This window comes from Sphingomonas sp. FG14 (assembly GCF_057809675.1).
Map to the genome: position 1 here is coordinate 361758 of NZ_JBMDKK010000003.1, position 17774 is coordinate 379531.

Annotated in this window: 17 protein-coding genes; 7 read left to right on the forward strand and 10 right to left on the reverse strand. The window is 65.5% G+C overall.

What is annotated here, in order from left to right:
* Positions 1-73: 73 nt before the first annotated feature.
* The gene (locus tag ACODTA_RS13955) at positions 74-1861 is read left to right on the forward strand and encodes a CocE/NonD family hydrolase (RefSeq protein WP_489066518.1); all 1788 of its coding nucleotides are present in this window, start codon (positions 74-76) and stop codon (positions 1859-1861) included.
* Positions 1862-1882: 21 nt separating this feature from the next.
* On the opposite strand, the gene ACODTA_RS13960 is transcribed toward ACODTA_RS13955, so the two are convergent.
* Together ACODTA_RS13960 and ACODTA_RS13965 are read right to left on the reverse strand one after the other, a co-directional pair.
* The gene (locus ACODTA_RS13960) at positions 1883-2737 is read right to left on the reverse strand and encodes an NAD(P)-dependent oxidoreductase (protein ID WP_489066519.1); all 855 of its coding nucleotides are present in this window, start codon (positions 2735-2737) and stop codon (positions 1883-1885) included.
* Entirely contained in the window at positions 2734-3705 is a 972-nt protein-coding gene (locus ACODTA_RS13965; protein ID WP_489066520.1) for a GlxA family transcriptional regulator, read from the reverse strand. Before ACODTA_RS13965 ends, ACODTA_RS13960 begins: the two co-directional genes overlap by 4 nt.
* A gap of 90 nt (positions 3706-3795) precedes the next feature.
* Between ACODTA_RS13965 and ACODTA_RS13970 the strand changes: the two genes are divergently transcribed.
* From ACODTA_RS13970 to ACODTA_RS13985, 4 genes are read left to right on the forward strand one after another with little or no spacing between them, the layout of a single operon-like run.
* Positions 3796-4614, forward strand: a complete 819-nt coding sequence (locus ACODTA_RS13970; RefSeq protein WP_489066521.1) for a dienelactone hydrolase family protein — start codon at positions 3796-3798, stop codon at positions 4612-4614.
* 30 nt (positions 4615-4644) lie between these two features.
* Complete coding sequence (locus ACODTA_RS13975; RefSeq protein WP_489066522.1) at positions 4645-5529, forward strand: PhzF family phenazine biosynthesis protein; 885 nt, start codon at positions 4645-4647, stop codon at positions 5527-5529.
* A 53-nt stretch (positions 5530-5582) separates the two neighbouring features.
* Complete coding sequence (locus ACODTA_RS13980; RefSeq protein ID WP_489066523.1) at positions 5583-6698, forward strand: DNA alkylation repair protein; 1116 nt, start codon at positions 5583-5585, stop codon at positions 6696-6698.
* A 7-nt stretch (positions 6699-6705) separates the two neighbouring features.
* On the forward strand, positions 6706-6966 hold the full coding sequence (locus tag ACODTA_RS13985; RefSeq protein ID WP_489066780.1) for a hypothetical protein: 261 nt from the start codon (positions 6706-6708) through the stop codon (positions 6964-6966).
* A 12-nt stretch (positions 6967-6978) separates the two neighbouring features.
* On the opposite strand, the gene ACODTA_RS13990 is transcribed toward ACODTA_RS13985, so the two are convergent.
* The 7 genes from ACODTA_RS13990 to cyoA form a co-directional block, all read right to left on the reverse strand.
* Positions 6979-7512 (reverse strand): response regulator transcription factor, encoded by a 534-nt coding sequence (locus ACODTA_RS13990; RefSeq protein ID WP_489066524.1) that lies wholly within the window; start codon positions 7510-7512, stop codon positions 6979-6981.
* A complete protein-coding gene (locus ACODTA_RS13995; protein ID WP_489066781.1) occupies positions 7509-8756 on the reverse strand; it encodes an ATP-binding protein in 1248 nt (415 codons plus the stop codon). The genes ACODTA_RS13990 and ACODTA_RS13995 overlap by 4 nt, the downstream gene beginning before the upstream one ends.
* 65 nt (positions 8757-8821) lie before the next feature.
* A complete protein-coding gene (locus ACODTA_RS14000; protein ID WP_489066525.1) occupies positions 8822-9565 on the reverse strand; it encodes an SURF1 family protein in 744 nt (247 codons plus the stop codon).
* Positions 9562-9915, reverse strand: a complete 354-nt coding sequence (gene cyoD / locus ACODTA_RS14005) for a cytochrome o ubiquinol oxidase subunit IV (protein ID WP_489066526.1) — start codon at positions 9913-9915, stop codon at positions 9562-9564. Before cyoD ends, ACODTA_RS14000 begins: the two co-directional genes overlap by 4 nt.
* Positions 9912-10541, reverse strand: coding sequence for a cytochrome o ubiquinol oxidase subunit III (gene cyoC, locus ACODTA_RS14010; RefSeq protein WP_489066527.1), 630 nt, complete (start codon positions 10539-10541; stop codon positions 9912-9914). The genes cyoD and cyoC overlap by 4 nt, the downstream gene beginning before the upstream one ends.
* A 4-nt stretch (positions 10542-10545) precedes the next feature.
* The gene (gene cyoB, locus ACODTA_RS14015) at positions 10546-12555 is read right to left on the reverse strand and encodes a cytochrome o ubiquinol oxidase subunit I (RefSeq protein WP_489066528.1); all 2010 of its coding nucleotides are present in this window, start codon (positions 12553-12555) and stop codon (positions 10546-10548) included.
* Positions 12556-12571: 16 nt separating this feature from the next.
* Positions 12572-13702: a ubiquinol oxidase subunit II gene (gene cyoA / locus ACODTA_RS14020; RefSeq protein WP_489066529.1), complete on the reverse strand. Its 1131-nt coding sequence runs from the start codon at positions 13700-13702 to the stop codon at positions 12572-12574.
* A 210-nt stretch (positions 13703-13912) separates the two neighbouring features.
* Here cyoA and ACODTA_RS14025 point away from each other — a divergent pair, with 210 nt between their 5' ends.
* On the forward strand, positions 13913-15241 hold the full coding sequence (locus ACODTA_RS14025) for an MFS transporter (protein ID WP_489066530.1): 1329 nt from the start codon (positions 13913-13915) through the stop codon (positions 15239-15241).
* Positions 15242-15354: 113 nt separating this feature from the next.
* On the opposite strand, the gene ACODTA_RS14030 is transcribed toward ACODTA_RS14025, so the two are convergent.
* Positions 15355-16527: an acetyl-CoA C-acetyltransferase gene (locus ACODTA_RS14030; RefSeq protein ID WP_489066531.1), complete on the reverse strand. Its 1173-nt coding sequence runs from the start codon at positions 16525-16527 to the stop codon at positions 15355-15357.
* A 167-nt stretch (positions 16528-16694) separates the two neighbouring features.
* Here ACODTA_RS14030 and ACODTA_RS14035 point away from each other — a divergent pair, with 167 nt between their 5' ends.
* Positions 16695-17600: an LLM class F420-dependent oxidoreductase gene (locus tag ACODTA_RS14035; RefSeq protein WP_489066532.1), complete on the forward strand. Its 906-nt coding sequence runs from the start codon at positions 16695-16697 to the stop codon at positions 17598-17600.
* Positions 17601-17774 lie beyond the last annotated feature (174 nt).

The window sequence follows — 17774 nt, forward strand, 5'->3', positions numbered from 1 at the left end:
CGCGGCGCAACCTATCGCCGCGACAGTCTGTCAAACAAGAATGAACGGGCCGCAAGGCCGGATCGAGGGTGTCATGTTGAAGCCATTGCGGCTGTTCGGAACGGCATTGGCGCTGGCGGTATCGCTGCCTGCGCTGGCGCAGGCACAATCCTCACCGCCGGGTCCCGATGCCGCGAAGATCGAGATGCGATGGGGCGTGAAGATCCCGCTGCGTGACGGCGTCGAACTCAACGCGACGATCTACCTGCCCAAGGGGCAAGCGGCACCCGCGCCCTGCATCGTCACGCTCACTCCCTATATCGGGCAGAGCTATCATGATCGCGGCGTCTATTTCGCGGCGCATGGCCTGCCGTTCCTGACCGTCGACGTGCGCGGGCGCGGCAATTCCGGCGGCGAGTTCCGTCCGCTCATCCAGGAGGCGAAGGACGGCCATGACGTCGTCGAATGGATGGCCAGGCAAAGCTGGTGCAACGGCAAGGTCTCTATGTGGGGCGGCTCCTATGCCGGCTACAACCAGTGGGCGACCGCCAAGGAAGCGCCGCCGCACCTGGCGACGATCGTGCCCGTCGCCTCGCCCTATCCGGGGTATGATTTCCCGACGCGCAACAACATGGCCGCGCCGTATCTGATGCAGTGGCTCACCTTCACCTCGGGCAAGACCTCGCAGGCCAACATCTTCGGCGATCCCTTCTTCTGGTCCTCGCTGTGGCGCGAGCGTTTCGAGAAGGGCGAGGCGTTCAGCACGTTGCCGAAAGTCTTCGGCGGGGATCAGAAGATCCTCCAGGAATGGATCTCCCATCCCGAGGTTGACGCCTGGTACGACAGCTATGCACCGACGCCCGAGCAGTTCCGTGCGCTCGACATGCCGATCCTGACGATCACGGGCAGCTATGACGGCGATCAGCCCGGCGCGCTCGCCTTCTACAAGACGCATATGCGGCTGGCGGCGCCCGCGCAGCGCGCGAAACATTACCTGATCATCGGCCCCTGGGATCATGCCGGCACGCGCACACCGCAGCCCGAGGTGGGCGGTGTCAAATTCGGCCCCGAAAGCCTGCTCGACCTGCCGAAGCTCCATCTCGACTGGTATGCATGGACGATGGCGGGCGGTGCCAGGCCCGCCTTCCTCAAAAAGCCGGTCGCCTATTATGTGATGGGTGCGGAGAAGTGGCGTTACGCGGACTCGCTCGAGGCGGTCACCGCCGAGCAGCGCGCCTATTATCTCGATTCAACCGCCAACGCGACGCGGGTCATGGCGTCTGGCGGGTTGTCGCCCGCTGGAGCGGGCAAGGGGGCGCCCGACAGCTATGTCTATGATCCGCGCGACGTTTCGGGCGCCGCGCTGGAGGCGGGCATCGATCCCTCGTCGCTCACCGACCAGCAACTCGTGCTGGCGGGCGACGGCAAGCAACTCGTCTATCACACGCCGGTGTTCGACAAGCCCACCGAGCTTTCGGGTTTCTTCCGGCTCGCGGCCTGGATCGCGATCGACCAGCCCGACACGGATTTCCAGGCTTCGGTCTATGAGATCGACGGCAAGGGTGGGAGCATCCTCCTCACCAACGACGTGATCCGCGCGCGCTATCGCGAGGGGCTTCGCGCGTCGAAGCTGATCGCGACAAGGGATGCGCTGCGCTACGATTTCAACAGCTTCACCTTCGTCTCGCGACAGATCGCGAAGGGCAGCCGGCTGCGCCTTGTCATCGGTCCGATGAATTCGATCTACACGCAGAAGAACTATAATTCGGGTGGTGTGGTTTCCGACGAGACGATGAGGGATGCGCGGCCCGTGACGGTGAAGCTGCTGCACGACAAGGCGCATCCGAGCGCGCTCTATCTGCCGATCGCGCAACCCGAATAAGGGCGGCGCGGAAACGGACTGTCAGAACGCCTCAACGACGCCGATCATGTCGATCCGCTCGAACCCGAGCGCGCATGTCCGCTCAAGCAGGGATTCGCAGACCTGCATGAGCGGTGCCGCGATGTCCGCTTCGCGCGCGGCCGCCGTGATGAGCCGGCTGTTCATGAGCACATCCGCGATCGATGCCTGAGGCGAGAAGTCGCCCGCCACAAGTTTGTCCAGCTTTACGCGCGAGACTGCGCTCGCCATCGGGCCCGCGTCCAGGATCGTCCGGAACAGGTTCGGATCGACCCCCTGTTTCCGCGCGAAGCTGGCGGCCTCCGCAAGCCCGGTCACCATCGTGATCAGGAAGACGTTGACGGCGAGCTTGGTGACCAGTGCGTTGGGAACGGGGCCGCATTGGAAGGTCGCGGCGCACATCGGCTTCACCAGCGCTTCCACCTGCTCCGCCGTGTCGGCATCGCCCGCGATCATCGCGACCAGCGCGGCTTCTTCCGCGGGACGGCGCGATCCTGACACCGGGCATTCGACATAGCGTCCGCCCGCGGCCTGGATGTCAACTTCCAGTCCTTGCGAATATTCGGGCGCCGTCGTGCCCATATGGACGATGATGCGGCCCGCGACATTGCCGACAAAGGCTTCGCTGCCGCGTTCCAGAACGGCGTCGATCACCTCCGCGTTGGCGAGCATGAGGATCGCGATGGGCTCCGCCCGCAGCGCGTCGCGCGCGCTTGCGGCGACGCATGCGCCTAGCGCCTCCAACCGCTCGCTCGCAGCCGGAGAGCGGTTCCATACCGTCAATCCGACACCGGCGCGCGCGAGGTTGGTCGCCATCGGCTCGCCCATGCGACCCAGGCCCAGAAATGCCGTTCTCATTTCGATGCTCCTTCATATCGCGCGGGGCGCGCCACTTTCTGCATGCGGCCCTCGCGCCGCATCAGCCGCCGCAGCGTCGATGGTTCGGCATAGCCGACGCGCCGGGCGATCTCGTCGAACGACAGCCGGGTCGACGCCGCCAGATCGGTCGCGCGCTCGATCCGCAGGCGCTGGAGAAAGCGAACCGGAGACAAGCCGGTGACGCGCTCGACGCGCCGGGCGAAGGTGCGGGAGGTGAGGCCGGCGGCGGCGGCGAGCTGTTCGACATCGACGCCCTCCTCCAGCCGGTCGCGCGCCCAGCCTTCGGCGCGGGCGACGCGCTCGTCGGTGGCGGCAAGCAGTGAGACCGTCGAATAGGGAAGCTGCGATCGGCGGCCGTCGAGCAGAAGATATCGCGCGCAGAGATCGGCGAGCGCGGACCCGGCGAAGCGCGCCACGATCGAGAGCATCAGATCGAGCTGCGCCATCGCCGCCCCGGCGGTGGTGAACGGGCCGTCGCTGACCAGCACCGCGTCCGGATCGACCCGGATGGCTGGAAACATGCCGCGAAAGAGGGGAGCGAGCCACCAGGTCGTGGTTGCCCGGCGGCCATCGAGCAAACCCGTCGATGCGACCAGGAAGGTCGCCGAACATGCGGCGGCGATGTCCGCACCCGCCTCCGCATGCTGGATCAGACGTCGCCGTGCCTGAAGCGCGCCCTTCGTGTGCAGCCCCTCGTCGATGGCGGTTTGGCTGGTCAGGCCGAGTCCCGGAACGACGACGATGTCGGGATGTCCGTCCGTTGCCGGTTGCGCGGCCGGTGCGAGCCGGCGCCAGTCCGCCGCGCCGGAACCGGCCAGCGTCATGCGGAATGCCGGCGGCCGCCCCTGAACCGCCAGCAGCCGGTTCGCCGTTTCGAGCACATCGAAGCTGATCGAAACGCATGATGCCATCGCCCCCCTGAGCACCAGAAGCTCGACGATGATCATGGCGAAATATCCCTGAATAATGTCGAATCGGACACTATCGGAAAAGCCGACCGCAACGCAAGCTGTGTCGCGGAAAGGAACGGTTCGACGATGGAGCGATCATTGGACAGCGACGATGCGCTGGCGGATTTCACGCGGCGCATGACCACGATCGAGGGCGTGATGCGGCCGGTGTTCGTCGCCGGAAACGGACCCGCCGTGATCGTGATGGCGGAGATGCCGGGGATCAGCCCCCATGTCGCGCGGTTCGCGCGCTGGGTGCGCGACGCCGGATTTTGCGTCTATTTGCCGTCGCTGTTCGGGCGCGATGGCGCTGTCGCCGATGCGGAGGAGGGGGCGGCGGTGTTCCGCCGCGCTTGTATCAGCGCCGAGTTCCGCGCGTTGAGCGGTGGCGCGTCGAGCCCGGTGACGCGCTGGCTGATGGGGCTGGCTGAACTTGCCCATGCCGAATGCGCAGGCCCCGGTGTCGGCGCGATCGGCATGTGCTTCACGGGCAATTTCGCGCTGACGATGATGCTGGATTCATCGGTGCGTGCGCCGATCCTCTGCCAGCCCTCGCTGCCGCTCGACAATCCCGCCGGCCTGGAGATCTCGCCAGACGAGATCGCGGCGATACGTGTGCGGCTCGAACGCGAGGACCTGAGCGTATTGGCGTATCGCTTTGCCGGGGACGCGTTTTGCCGCGCCGAGCGCTTTGCCGCTTATGCCGAGGCATTGGGTGATCGCTTCGTGGCCCATGTGCTGCCCGACGAAGCGGCAAACCGGGACGTTCCGTCCTTCTTCGCCCGACATGTCCCGACGCCGCACAGCGTGGTGACCGTGCACTTGATCGACGAGGCCGATCAGCCGACGGTCGCGGCGAGGGACGAGATCATCCGTTTCCTGCACATGCGGTTGAAGGCTGAGTGATCCGCGCGGCCAATGATAATGGGGTTCGGCATGGCCAGTTACGACTATCTCACCGTCGATGTGTTCACGACCAGCCGGTTCGGCGGCAATCCGTTGGCGGTCTTTCCCGATGCGTCGGGGCTCGACACCACGACCATGCAGGCGCTGGCGGCCGAACTGAACTATAGCGAGACGACATTCGTCCTGCCGCCCCGGGACCCTGCCAACACTGCCCAGGTCCGCATCTTCAACCGGACCGCGGAGATGCCCTTTGCCGGACACCCCAATGTCGGCACCGCCTTTGCTCTGGCCAGCCTTGGGCGAACGCAAGGAAGCACGCTGCGTTTCGAGGAAGTCGCGGGGCTCGTCGAGGTTCGGCTGAAGGAGGAGGACGGCAGTGTCGTCGGCGCGGAGATCGATGCGCCACAGCCGCTCCGCCATCTCGGCGAATTGCCCGCCCAGGGTATCGCCGATTGCCTGTCGCTCGAGGTCGGACAGCTTGTCCTGACCGAGCATCCGCCGACGCGCGCGAGCGTCGGTGTGGATTTCGTGCTGGTTGCGGTCGAAAGCGATGCGCTTGCGGTCGCCGTTCCAGATCTGAGCGCCTATCGCCGCCTTGCCGCCGCGCGCCCGGATCTGGGCGGGCGCCTGTCGATCTTCCTCTATGCGCAGGACGGACCGGGCATTCGCGCGCGGATGTTCGCGCCGCTCGCCGGAACCTGGGAAGATCCAGCCACCGGCAGCGCGAACGCGACGCTGGCGGCGCTTCGCCTGTCGCTCTCGGGCGCTGAAAATCTGGCCTATGAAGCGGTGCAGGGCGTGGAGATGGGGCGTGAAAGCCGTTTGTCGCTTCGCGCCTGGCGGGCCGGGGACGGCGCGCGCGCCAGTGTCGGGGGCCATTGTATCGGCATGTTCAGTGGCACTATTGCGCTCTGATCGTCCCGCGCGACTGTGCGTGCGGGCATATCGACCGGGAGCGATGCAAGGCGATGACGAGCGAAACGACAACGCCGGCGCTTCTCAAGGATATCCTGGGATCACAGGCGCTGGAGACCATCGCTGGTGCTGGCGCGCGCGCATCGTCGCGCTTCGATCGCGACACATTTCTCTCCGCGGCGTCGAACGGGCTCGACGCGCTCTCGATCATGGAACGGGTCCGCCATATCGCCGATGCGCTGAAGCTCGCGCTGCCGTCCGATTATGCGGATGCGCTCGCGATCCTGCGCGCGATGGCGCCCGATCTGACCCATGGCTTTCAGGCGGTCGCGATCACCGAGTTTGTCGCGCGGCACGGTCTTCATGATTTCAACCGGTCGATGGCTGCACTCGCCGATCTCACCCGCTTCGGCACCGCCGAATTCGCGATCCGGCCGTTCCTGGCTGAGGACGTCGAACGCACGCTGGCGGTGATGATGCTCTGGGCGAGCGACGAGAACGAGCATGTCCGCCGGTTGGCGAGCGAGGGCTGCCGCCCGCGACTGCCCTGGGCTGCGCGCGTGCCCGCGATCAAGGCTGATCCGACACTGGCCGCGCCGATCCTGGAGATGCTGAAGGCCGATCCGAGCCTGTATGTCCGCAAATCGGTCGCCAACCATCTGAATGACATCGCCAAGGATCGACCCGACTGGCTGCTCGGCCGGCTCGGCGATTGGCCGCTCGACGATCCGCGTACCGGCTGGATTGTCCGCCATGCGCTGCGCACGCTGATCAAGCAGGGCGAGCCGCGTGCGCTGGCACTGATCGGTGTCGGGCACGGCGCGGATGTCGAGGTGCTGGGGTTCTCGGTCGTGCCGTCGACGGTTCGTCTCGGTGACACGATCGCGATCGCCGCCGATCTGCGGTCCACCGCCAATGAGGATCAGCGGCTGGTGGTCGATTACCGCATCCATTACGCCCGGGCCGGCGGCAAGAGCGCGGCGAAGGTGTTCAAGCTCAAGACCTTCGAGCTTGCTGCCAGCACCGGTGCCGCACTTGCGATCCGTCAGCAGATCAAGGACTTCAGCACACGCCGCCATCATCCCGGCACGCATGAGGTCGAACTGATCGTCAATGGCCAGACGGTCGCGCGGGCCGGTTTCAACCTGCTGGGCGATGCTGCGGGGTGAGGCGGGCATGGCGAAGAAGAAATATTATCTGACGGCCAACCTGCCGGACGGTTACGTCAAGACGATCGGCCCGACGGCGACCGAGTTCACCCATTATTGGCGGATCGTCGCCTATCTGGAGAATGGAAAGACCGAGGTCTTCTGGGGCCACACCAAGTCGCTGGCGGAGGCGAAGAAGAAGCGGCGCGCGGCGACCGAAGCCGTCGGCGATCGCGGCTGGAAACGCCATGATTTCGATATCATCGCACTGGTCAGAACGCCGGGATGACCTGCCGACAGCCTATCTGAGCTGACGCTTCTCCAGCTTCCGTGCCAGCGTTCGCCTGTGCATGCCCAGCCGTCGCGCGGCTTCGGATATGTTGAAGTCGGTTTCGACCAGGGTCTGGTGGATATGTTCCCATTCCACCGTCTTGATCGACGATTGCCGGCCGTCCACCGGCGCATCGGGATCGCCGTCGTCGCGCGCGAAGGCGGCTTCGATGTCGTCGGTGTTGGAGGGTTTGGCGAGGTAATGCGAGGCGCCGAGCTTGATCGCCTCCACCGCCGTCGCGATGCTGGCGAAGCCGGTCAGGACGACGATCTTCATGTCGGGATCGCCCGCGCGCAGCGTCTGGACGCAGGCGAGGCCCGATGCGCCGCCGAGCTTCAAATCGACCACCGCGAAACCGGGGCGCTGATCTGCCAGCAGCGCAAGCAGGCCGTCATGGTTCGCGGCGGAGAGCACCGTATAGCCGCGCCGTTCGAAGGAACGCCGCAATGTGCGGGCGAAGGGCTCGTCGTCCTCGACAATGACGAGCAGGCGTTCCTCACTCATGATTGGGCCTTTCGTTCATAGGCCAGTGCAGCGAGCGGCAGGAGGATCCTGACGCAGGCGCCGCCGCCTGGCCGGTTCTCGACCGATGCCGTGCCGCCCATCTTGCGCAGCACGTTGACGAGCAGGAACAGGCCGAGCCCGCCGCCGGTGCGGCCCTTGGTGGAGCGATAGGGTTGGCCGAAACGCTCGATCATCTCAGGCGGAAAACCGGGGCCGCGATCGGCGATCTCCAGGATCAGCGTATCCTGTTCGCGCCGTGCGGTCATCCCGATCCAGCTTGGCGAGGCTTCCGCCGCATTGTCGATGACGTTGCCGATCACCTGCCGCAGCGCGGGATCGGAAACGATGGTGACGTCCTCGCCGAAACGATCGTCATAATCGAGTATGTCGGGCAACCGGCTGGCGCGCCATTCGGTGACGATGTCGTCGAGGAACCCGCGCATCGACGTCACCTTCGGCGCGATACCGCGCGCTTCGCCGGCCGACATCAGGATGCCGCTGACGATCGCCTTGCAGCGCTGGATGGCGGCATCCATGTCCTCGATATCGTCCTGCAATTCCCGGTCGTCGGCCAGGCGCGGCAGCCGCCGCCAGTCTCCGATCAGTACCGACAGCGAGGAAAGGGGGGTGCCCAGTTCGTGCGCGGCGCCCGAGGCGAGCAGGCCCATGCGGACGATATGATCCTCTTCGGCGGCGCGTTGCCGGATCGCCGCCAGCGCCGCGTCGCGATCGCGCAGGTTGCGGCCGATCCGCGTCACGAACGCCACCAGCAGCACCGCGATCAACACGAAGCAGACCAGGCTGCCCTTCAGGTAGAGTGCGAGCGGATCGCCGTCATAGGGCGGATGCAGCGCGAGCGGCGTCGGATTAACCGAAACCGCCACCAGCGCGACCAGGCTGGCGAAGACGATCGCCCAGGCGGCGCGCGGCGTCAGCAGGATCGCGCCCAGCACGACATGGAGCAGAAAGAGCGAGGCGAAGGGATTGGCGAGGCCGCCGGAGAAATGCAGTTGCCAGCCGAGCGTCGCGACATCGAACAGCAATGCCGAGGTCAGTTCCGCATTGGTCACCGCCTTGCGCCGACGCAGCAGCGGCATGCTCGCCAGGTTAATCGCGACCAGCATCGTGATGGCGACGAACAGCGGCGCCAGCGGCAACCGGATGCCCATCAGCACATGCACCACCGCGATGGTGACGAGTTGCCCGCCGACGGCGAGCCAGCGGAGCTGAACCAGCAGCCGCATGTTGCGGCGGCCGGCATCGGCCTCTGGCGGGGCGAGGTCGAGAGGAGCGCTGATCCTGGTCTCTGTCACGCGGGCAATGGCCTGTGCGGGGCGGGTGAACGCAGCACATAGCATGCGGCGGCGATCGAGAGGAGCGCGAGCGCGAACCAGGTCAGCGCATATTGCATGTGATTGTCGGCAAAACGCAGCACCGTCAGCCCGCCGACGGGAAAACCGCCCGGATTGGCCGTGCTGTCCGCATCGATGAAATAGGGCGCTGTCGGCCCGAGCCCCTGCGCGGCCGCGATGGCGGAGACGTCGCGTGAATACCAGCGGTGATTGTCAGGATCGTTCGCGCGCAGGAAACCGCCGCCGGGCTCGGAGACGCGCAGCAGGCCCGAGACGGTGATCGCTCTGGACGGATTGCCGTCCGCGCGCGTGGTTCGATCCTTGCGATGGGGGGGCACGAAGCCACGATTGACGAGCAGCGTGAAATCCGGTGTCTCCAGCGGGGTCAGCACCCAATAGCCGCTCCCCAGATCGGTCACCGCCTGCACCAGTGTTTCGCGATCGTGGCGGAAACGGCCGGTCACCCGGATATGGCGATAGGCGTCGCCATCCGCCGATATGCCGGGCCAGGCGGAGGGGCCGGGGGCCGGAACGGGTGCGGCATGGATGCGGCCTTCGACTGCCGCGATCAATGAGTGCTTCCATGCGCGCCGCTCCACCTGCCAGATGCCCAGCGCGACGAAGGCGGCGGCGCACAGCAGCGCCGCGCCCGCGAATATGGCACGGGCGCGGTTGGAGCGCCTGCGTGCCTGGCTGGTCACGGTATCTGTCTTACGTCGTGCGGCATCGGCATCATGTTGGTGTTCAGATGGTGCATCACCCAGAGCGACCCCGCCAGCATGATCGCGACGACGATGATGGTGAAGACCAGTGCGGTCATCGACCAGCCGCCTTCCGCCCTGGGCGTCATGTGCAGGAAGTAGATCATGTGGACGACGATCTGCACGACCGCGAAAGCCATGATGATCGCGGCGGTGACGCCGGCGGCGAAGGGTTTCTCCATCACCAGCCAGAAGGGGATGGCGGTCAGGACGACCGACAGGACGAAGCCGATCGCATAGTCGCGCATCGATGCGTGCGGGATCTCCGCGGCGGGATGATCGTGGCTCATCGCAGCATTCCCATCAGATTGACCAGGGTGAAGACGCCGATCCAGACGACGTCGAGAAAGTGCCAGAACATGCTGAGGCATGCGACGCGGCGGCGATTGGCCGCGATCAGGCCGTGGCGGCCGAGCTGGACGATCAGCGTTACCAGCCAGACCAGGCCGAAGGTGACGTGCAGACCATGCGTGCCGACCAGGGTGAAGAAGGCCGAGAGGAAGGCGCTGCGCTGCGGCGTCGCGCCGACATGGATCAGGTGCTGGAACTCGTAGAGTTCGATCGAGAGGAAGGCCAGGCCGAACAGGCCGGTCACGCCCAGCCAGACCTGCGTCTGGCGGAGCCTGTTCCGCTGCATCGACAGCATCGCGAAGCCATAGGTGATCGACGAGAAGAGCAGCATCGCGGTGTTGAGCGCGATCAGTTCCAGGTCGAACAGGTCCTTGGGGCCGGGCCCCGCCGCGAAATTGCCGCCGAGCACGGCGTAGCAGGCGAAGAGGATCGCGAAGATGAGGCAATCGCTCATCAGATAGATCCAGAAGCCCAGCATGGTGCTGTGGCCTTCGGGATGCGGATGCTCGTCCAGTTCGTAGAAGCGGACCGGTGCGTCGTCCTGGGTCAGTGTGGCAGTGCTCATCGGATCAGGCTCCGGCTGCGGCAAGCTGGCGGGTGCGTGCGTCCTCCACCGATGCCACGGTCGCGGCGGGGATGTGGAAGTCGCGCTTGTAGTTGAAGCTGTGGACGATCGCGCCGCCGATCAGCGAGATCAGGCTCAGCCCGACCAGCCACCAGATATGCCAGATCAGCGCGAAGCCGAGCACGGTGCTGATGCCCGCCAGGATGATGCCCGCGCCGGTGTTGCTGGGCATGTGGATGTCGCGGAATCCGGCGAGCGGCCGTTCGGCGCCCCGGCGCTTCATGTCGTGCCACGCGTCGAGATCGTGGATCACCGGCGTGAAGGCGAAATTATAGTCGGGTGGCGGCGAACTGGTCGCCCATTCGAGCGTGCGGCCGTTCCACGGATCGCCGCTGGTGTCGCGAAGCTGCTCGCGCCTCCAGATGCTCACCGCGAACTGGATCAGCATGGCGAGGATGCCGACCGCGATGACCGCGGCACCGATCCCGGCGATGACGAACCAGATCTGCAGCGACGGATCGTCGAACACGCGCATCCGCCGCGTGACGCCCATCAGGCCCAGGATATAGAGCGGCATGAAGGCGAGCCAGAAGCCGACGACCCAGCACCAGAAGCTGATCTTGCCCCAGAAGACGTCGAGCTTGAAGCCGAAGGCCTTGGGCCACCAGTAATTGATCGCGGCGAACAGGCCGAACAGCACGCCGCCGATGATCACATTGTGGAAATGCGCAATCAGGAATAGCGAATTGTGCAGCACGAAGTCGGCGGGTGGCACCGCGAGCAGCACGCCCGTCATCCCGCCCACCACGAAAGTGAGCATGAAGGCGATCGTCCACATCATCGGCAGGTCGAAGCGGATGCGCCCGCGATACATGGTGAAAAGCCAGTTGAAGAGCTTGGCCCCGGTCGGGATCGAGATCACCATGGTGGTGATGCCGAAGAAGCTGTTGACGCTGGCGCCCGATCCCATGGTGAAGAAGTGGTGCAGCCAGACGAGATAGCTCAGGATGGTGATGCACACCGTCGCATAGACCATCGAGGTGTAGCCGAAGAGCCGCTTGCCGGAGAAGGTGGAGGTGACTTCGGAGAACACGCCGAACAGCGGCAGGATCAGGATGTAGACCTCCGGATGGCCCCAGATCCAGATCAGGTTCACGTACATCATCGGCGATCCGCCGAAGTCATTGGTGAAGAAGTTGGTGCCGGCATAGCGATCGAGCCCGAGCAGCGCGAGCACGGCGGTCAAGACCGGGAAGGAGGCGACGATCAGGATATTGGCGCAGAGGCTTGTCCAGGTGAAGACGGGCATCTTCATCAGCCCCATGCCCGGCGCGCGCAGCTTCAGGATCGTCACGATCAGGTTGATGCCCGATAATGTCGTACCCACGCCGGCTATCTGGAGCGCCCAGATATAATAGTCGACGCCGACATTGGGGCTGTAGGCGATGCCGGACAGCGGCGGATAGGCGAGCCATCCGGTCTGCGCGAACTCGCCGACGAACAGCGAGACCATGGTGAGCACCGCGCCCGCCGTCGTCATCCAGAAGCTGAAATTGTTGAGGAACGGGAAGGATACGTCGCGCGCGCCGATCTGCAGCGGGACGATATAGTTCATCAGTCCGGTGATGAAGGGCATCGCCACGAAGAAGATCATGATCACGCCGTGGGCGGTGAAGATCTGGTCGTAATGATGCGCGTTCAGATAGCCTTCGGATCCGCCGAAGGCCATCGCTTGCTGCAGCCGCATCATGATCGCATCGGCGAATCCGCGCAGGAACATGATCAGGCCCAGGATCATGTACATGATCCCGATCTTCTTGTGGTCGACGGTGGTGAACCATTCCCGCCACAGCCAGCCCCACAGGCGATATTTCGTGATCAGCGCGAGCAGCGCGAGGCCGCCGAGCACCACCGCGCCGAAGGTGGCGATCAGGATCGGTTCGTGCAGCGGAATCGCGTCGAGCGACAGGCGGCCCCAGATGGGGTCGGTTGCGGGCGGGGGAGGCGGGGTCATGGCGATCTCGATACGATCAGATCAGGGGACGGCCGGGGATCGGCGTCTCGTTGCGGGCGGTGCGTTCGGGCGCGAGCGACCTGCTCGGCCGCGAGAGGCCGGCTCCGGTCAGCGGCGCCAGATCGACGGGGCGGTCGAGAGAGGCCTTGCTCGGCGCCATCGGCACCGCGCAGGCCGCGGCGACATAGCGGGGCTTGAGCGTCGCTGCCGTGCTGCCGCGCGCCGCGAACTTGTCGTAAGCGAGGTCTCGGACATTATACACGCCGGCCATGCCCAGGCCGCCCTTGGCGTCGATCGACATCATGTCGTGCATGCACATCTTGCCGGGTTCGACGCAGAGATTGACGACCGCGTCGAACAGCGCGGGATCGACCGAGTCGAAGCGCTGGACCGGTTCCTTCTCGCTCGGGCGTTCGAGCTTCAGATAGGCGGTCCGATCGAGCGACTGGCCGGTGCCCCTGGCGCCGTCCGCCCAGCGCGCGAACCCGTCGGCGGACAGGCTCTTCACCGCGAAGCGCATGTTGGAGAAGCCGGCGCCCGAATAATTGGCGGAAAAGCCGGTGAAATCGCCTTCATGGTTGAACACGCCGTGCAGGCGCGTCTCCATGCCGGGCATCGCGTAGATCTGCCCCGCCAGAGCCGGAATGTAGAAGCTGTTCATCACCGACGAGGCGGAGATGCGGAACATGATCGGGCGATCGACGGGCACGGCCAGCTCGTTGACGGTGGCGATGCCCTGTTCGGGGTAGATGAACAGCCATTTCCAGTCGAGCGCGACGACGTTGACCTCGAGCGGCTTCACTTCGGCGGCGACCGGAACGCCGGCGGCGGTGCGGGCAAGCGGGCGATAGGGGTCGAGCAGGTGCGTCGCGACCCAGGTGAGCGCGCCCAGACAGATGATGATCAGCAGCGGCGCCGCCCAGATCACCAGCTCGAGTTGCGTCGAATGGTCCCAGTCCGGCTTGTAGGTCGCGTCGCTGTTCGCGGCGCGATAGTGCCAGGCGAAGAACACCGTCAGCGCCATCACGGGTACGATGATCAGCAGCATCAGCACCGTCGAGATGACGATCAGATTGCCCTGCTGCCGCGCGACGTCGCCGGCCGGATCGAGCACGACCATGTCGCAGCCGCCAAGCAGCGGCAGCATGGCCAGAAGCGGGAGCAGGCGCATGCCGGGCCTGAATCGGGCGAGGTGAGCGGACATGGCAGTGCGGTTAAGCGTGTCATGCTGCACCGCACATAGGACATTTTGTCCAATCCCCGGATTGCCCCGATTGGCGCAGGGGCGTTTCATGACGGGGCGCCATGCCTTGCGACGACTCATGCCGCGTGCGGCGAAGATGTGGACGATGATCCGATGACTGCCGAAACAGTTCCCGTGACCCAGGCCGAGCGCGACGCCCGCGCGCTGAACGCCGATGGCCACAAGATCGCGCCCGGCGAGATCGCGATCGGCGTGATCATCGGCCGGACGTCGGAATTCTTCGATTTCTTCGTCTATGCGATCGCGTCGGTGCTGGTGTTCCCGAAGCTGGTCTTTCCGCACATGGATCCGCTCCAGGGCACATTATGGTCCTTCGCGATCTTCGCGCTCGCTTTCATGGCGCGGCCTGTGGGCACCGCGATCTTCACCGCGATCGACCGCGCTTATGGCCGGGGCGCCAAGCTCACCATCGCGCTGTTCCTTCTTGGCGGATCGACCGCGGCGATCGCGTTCCTGCCGGGCTATGAAAGCATCGGTATCGGCTCCGCGCTGTTGCTGGCGCTGTTCCGCATGGGGCAGGGCGTCGCGCTCGGTGGGTCATGGGACGGGCTCGCCTCCTTGCTCGCGCTCAACGCGCCGGAGGGCAAGCGCGGTTGGTATGCGATGGTGCCCCAGCTTGGCGCACCGCTCGGCCTGATCGTCGCCAGCCTGCTGTTCATGTTCCTGATCTCATCGCTGCCGGCCGAGGATTTCCTGGCCTGGGGCTGGCGCTATCCTTTCTTCGTCGCGTTCGCGATCAACGTGGTCGCGCTGTTCGCGCGCCTGCGGATCGTGGTGACGCCCGAATACGCCCTGCTGTTCGAGAATCGCGAATTGCAGCCCGCACGGATCACGGAAACCGTGCGCTCAGAATGGCGCGTGATCGCAGCGGGCGCCTTCGCGCCGCTGGCCAGCTTCGCGATGTTCCATATGGTGACGGTGTTCCCGCTCTCCTGGGTGTTCCTCTTCACCGAGGAAACGCCGGTACGCTTCCTGGTGATAGAAGCGGTGGCGGCTGCGCTCGGCATCGTCGCGATCATCGCCTCCGGCTATCTGGCCGACCGGTTCGGGCGACGTGCCGTGCTCGGCGTGACCGCGGCGGCGATCGCGGCATTCAGCGGCTTCGCGCCGCAATTGCTCGACGCCGGCGAGTTCGGCGAGGCGGCGTTCATGTTCCTCGGCTTCGTGCTGCTCGGCCTGTCGTTCGGCCAGTCCTCGGGGGCGCTGTCGGCCAGTTTCGGCCAGCAGCACCGCTACACCGGCTCGGCGCTCACCTCCGATCTCGCCTGGCTGTTCGGCGCGGGCTTCGCACCGCTGGTGGCGCTCTGGCTGTCGAGCGCGTTCGGACTGCTCGCGGCCGGCGCCTATCTGCTGTCGGGTGCGATCGGGACCTTGGTCGCTCTGTCGTTCAACCGCGAGCTAGGCCGGAACATCGGCGGTTGAATTCCGGACCTTTCCACTGTCGCTCCAGCGAAAGCTGGAGCCCATGCGATGCGTCCGACGACACCGTGGCACGAAGATCCGATGGGCTCCAGCTTTCGCTGGAGCGACAGGGGTTAAACCCGCTCGATGATCGTCACATTCGCCATGCCGCCAGCTTCACACATCGTCTGCAAGCCATAGCGCCCGCCATGGGTGTGGAGCGCCGCGACCAAGGTCGCCATCAGCTTCGCGCCGCTGCCGCCCAGCGGATGGCCGAGCGCGATCGCGCCGCCATGGACGTTCATCCGGGCCGGATCGGCGCCGAGGGCCTGTGCCCAGGCAAGCGGAACCGGCGCGAAAGCCTCGTTGACTTCATACAGGTCGATGTCGCCGATCGACAGGCCAGCGCGGCCGAGCGCGCGCTCGGTCGCGGGGATCGGTGCCTCCAGCATGATCACCGGATCATGGCCGAGTACCGACATGTGATGGATCCGCGCCAGCGGCGCCGCGCCCAGCGCCTTCAGTCCGGCTTCGCTGGCGATTACCAGCGCGGCCGCGCCGTCGCAGATCTGGCTGGCATTGGCGGCGCTGATACGGCCGCCTTCCTGCAGGAGCTTGACCGAGGCGATCCCTTCCAGCGTGGCGTCCGCGCGGATGCCTTCGTCGCGATCGTGGCGGACGGTTTGACCATCGGCCGGGGTAACGTCGAGCGGCACGATCTCGCGTCCGAAATGCCCCGCCTCGGTCGCGGCCGCCGCGCGACGATGGCTTTCGAGCGCATAGGTATCGAGCGCATTGCGGTCGAAGCCGTATTTCTCCGCCATCATCTCCGCGCCCTTGAACTGGCTGAACGGCGTCTCGCCATAGCGCGCATCGATGCCGGGGCTGCGATAGGTGCCGAAGCCGTGTTGCGCCGGCAGCGTCCAGGGCAGGCCCATCGGCACCCGCGTCATGCTTTCGACGCCGGCGGCGACGACCACGTCCATCAGCCCGGCCTGCACCGTCGCGGCAGCGAAATGGACCGCCTGTTGCGAGGATCCGCATTGCCGGTCGACCGTCGTGCCGGGGATCGATTCCGGAAGCCCTGCGGCGAGCACCGCACTGCGCCCGATATTCGCGCCCTGCTGTCCGCCGGGGCAGGCGCAACCCATGATCACGTCCTCGATCAGCGCCGGATCGGCGCCCGCGCGCTCGATCGCCGCCTTGACGATCGCGCCTGCAAGATCGGCGGGATGCATGCCGGCCAGCCGCCCGTTGCGCTTGCCCCCTGCGCTGCGTGCGATCGATGCGATATAGGCTTCACCCACAATGCGGCTCCTCGTCCAACGGCACCAATTTTGCCCTATAGGTCAAAATCTCATTGCCAAGCGACCGCGTCAAGCGCATTATCCAAATGAATTAGACGCGTCGTTCGGAAAAGTGGGGACCGGTTTTCCGATCAAACGACGCGAAACCATATACGTCGGAGGATGTCATGATTTCGGATATGCTGTTCGGGACGAACCTGTATCGCTTCCCCGGGTTCGGGCCCGAACTCGAACCGTTGATCCGTTTCGTGACGCGTTCGGAGGAGATCGGTTTCGATCGCATCCGGCTGCTCGACCATGTCGTCGGCATCGTTGCCGAGCGCCATGGCGGCATCGCGCAGACCCCCTATACCGACAAGAGCACGATCCGCGAGGTCTTCACGCTGATGGCCTATCTGTCGGCGATCACGACGCGCATCCATTTCGTGACCGGTGTTCTCGGCCTGCCGCAGCGCCAGACGGTGCTGGTGGCCAAACAGGCGGCGGAGGTCGATATTCTTTCGGGCGGCCGGCTCACCCTGGGCGTCGCGGTCGGCTATAATCCGCTCGAATTCGATGCGATGGGCATGGACTTCAAGACGCGCGGCAAGCGTTTCGAGGAACAGGTGGACGTGCTGCGTCGCCTCTGGAGCGAAAACGAAGTCAGCTATGACGGCGAATGGCACAAGTTCGCTGACGTCAGTCTGGCGCCCCGGCCGATCCAGCGGCCGATCCCCTTGTTCTTCGGCATGGGCCGCACGATCGCGCCGATCCCGCCCGATGTGGTGTTGCGTCGCGTCGGTCGGCTCGCGGATGGCTGGCTACCGATCTTCAAGCCCGATGCAGAGGGGCAGGCGGCGGTCGATACGGTCAACGCCGCCGCGATCGAGGCCGGGCGCAATCCGGACGATATCGTGATGGAGATGACGCTCAACGTCACCGGGCTCGACAAGCAGCAGATCCTTGATGAGATCCGCATCCGCCGCGACTTCGGTGTCCGTTCGCTCAATTTCAGCCTGCCGGGTGCGAGTGCGGCGGAGCATCTCGAGGCGTTGGAGCGACTGGGCGAGATGCTCTACGCTGCGGGGGATTGAGGCTTGCCGGGCTGACAAAAAGCCCGTTCGTGTCGAGACCTTCGACTGCCCGCCGGGGCGGGCGCTCAGGATGAACTTCGGCCTATAGGCCGAAGTCGAGACGCGTTGCGCCGCGACCAACGTCCCTCGACTTCGCTCGGGACAAACGGTGAGGGTGTTGGTTTGCATTCTCGC

Excerpts from the sequence above, each read along its gene's own strand:
- cyoC (WP_489066527.1), bottom strand. The coding sequence starts at position 10,541 with ATGAGCACTGCCACACTGACCCAGGACGACGCACCGGTCCGCTTCTAC.
- ACODTA_RS13990 (WP_489066524.1), bottom strand. The coding sequence starts at position 7,512 with ATGAGTGAGGAACGCCTGCTCGTCATTGTCGAGGACGACGAGCCCTTC.
- ACODTA_RS13975 (WP_489066522.1), top strand. The coding sequence starts at position 4,645 with ATGGCCAGTTACGACTATCTCACCGTCGATGTGTTCACGACCAGCCGG.
- cyoA (WP_489066529.1), bottom strand. The coding sequence starts at position 13,702 with ATGCTGCCGCTGCTTGGCGGCTGCGACATGGTCGTGCTCGATCCGGCC.
- ACODTA_RS14035 (WP_489066532.1), top strand. The coding sequence starts at position 16,695 with ATGATTTCGGATATGCTGTTCGGGACGAACCTGTATCGCTTCCCCGGG.
- ACODTA_RS13970 (WP_489066521.1), top strand. The coding sequence starts at position 3,796 with ATGGAGCGATCATTGGACAGCGACGATGCGCTGGCGGATTTCACGCGG.
- ACODTA_RS14025 (WP_489066530.1), top strand. The coding sequence starts at position 13,913 with ATGACTGCCGAAACAGTTCCCGTGACCCAGGCCGAGCGCGACGCCCGC.
- ACODTA_RS13955 (WP_489066518.1), top strand. The coding sequence starts at position 74 with ATGTTGAAGCCATTGCGGCTGTTCGGAACGGCATTGGCGCTGGCGGTA.
- ACODTA_RS13980 (WP_489066523.1), top strand. The coding sequence starts at position 5,583 with ATGACGAGCGAAACGACAACGCCGGCGCTTCTCAAGGATATCCTGGGA.
- ACODTA_RS13995 (WP_489066781.1), bottom strand. The coding sequence starts at position 8,756 with ATGCGGCTGCTGGTTCAGCTCCGCTGGCTCGCCGTCGGCGGGCAACTC.
- ACODTA_RS13960 (WP_489066519.1), bottom strand. The coding sequence starts at position 2,737 with ATGAGAACGGCATTTCTGGGCCTGGGTCGCATGGGCGAGCCGATGGCG.
- ACODTA_RS13985 (WP_489066780.1), top strand. The coding sequence starts at position 6,706 with ATGGCGAAGAAGAAATATTATCTGACGGCCAACCTGCCGGACGGTTAC.
- ACODTA_RS13965 (WP_489066520.1), bottom strand. The coding sequence starts at position 3,705 with ATGATCATCGTCGAGCTTCTGGTGCTCAGGGGGGCGATGGCATCATGC.
- cyoD (WP_489066526.1), bottom strand. The coding sequence starts at position 9,915 with ATGAGCCACGATCATCCCGCCGCGGAGATCCCGCACGCATCGATGCGC.
- cyoB (WP_489066528.1), bottom strand. The coding sequence starts at position 12,555 with ATGACCCCGCCTCCCCCGCCCGCAACCGACCCCATCTGGGGCCGCCTG.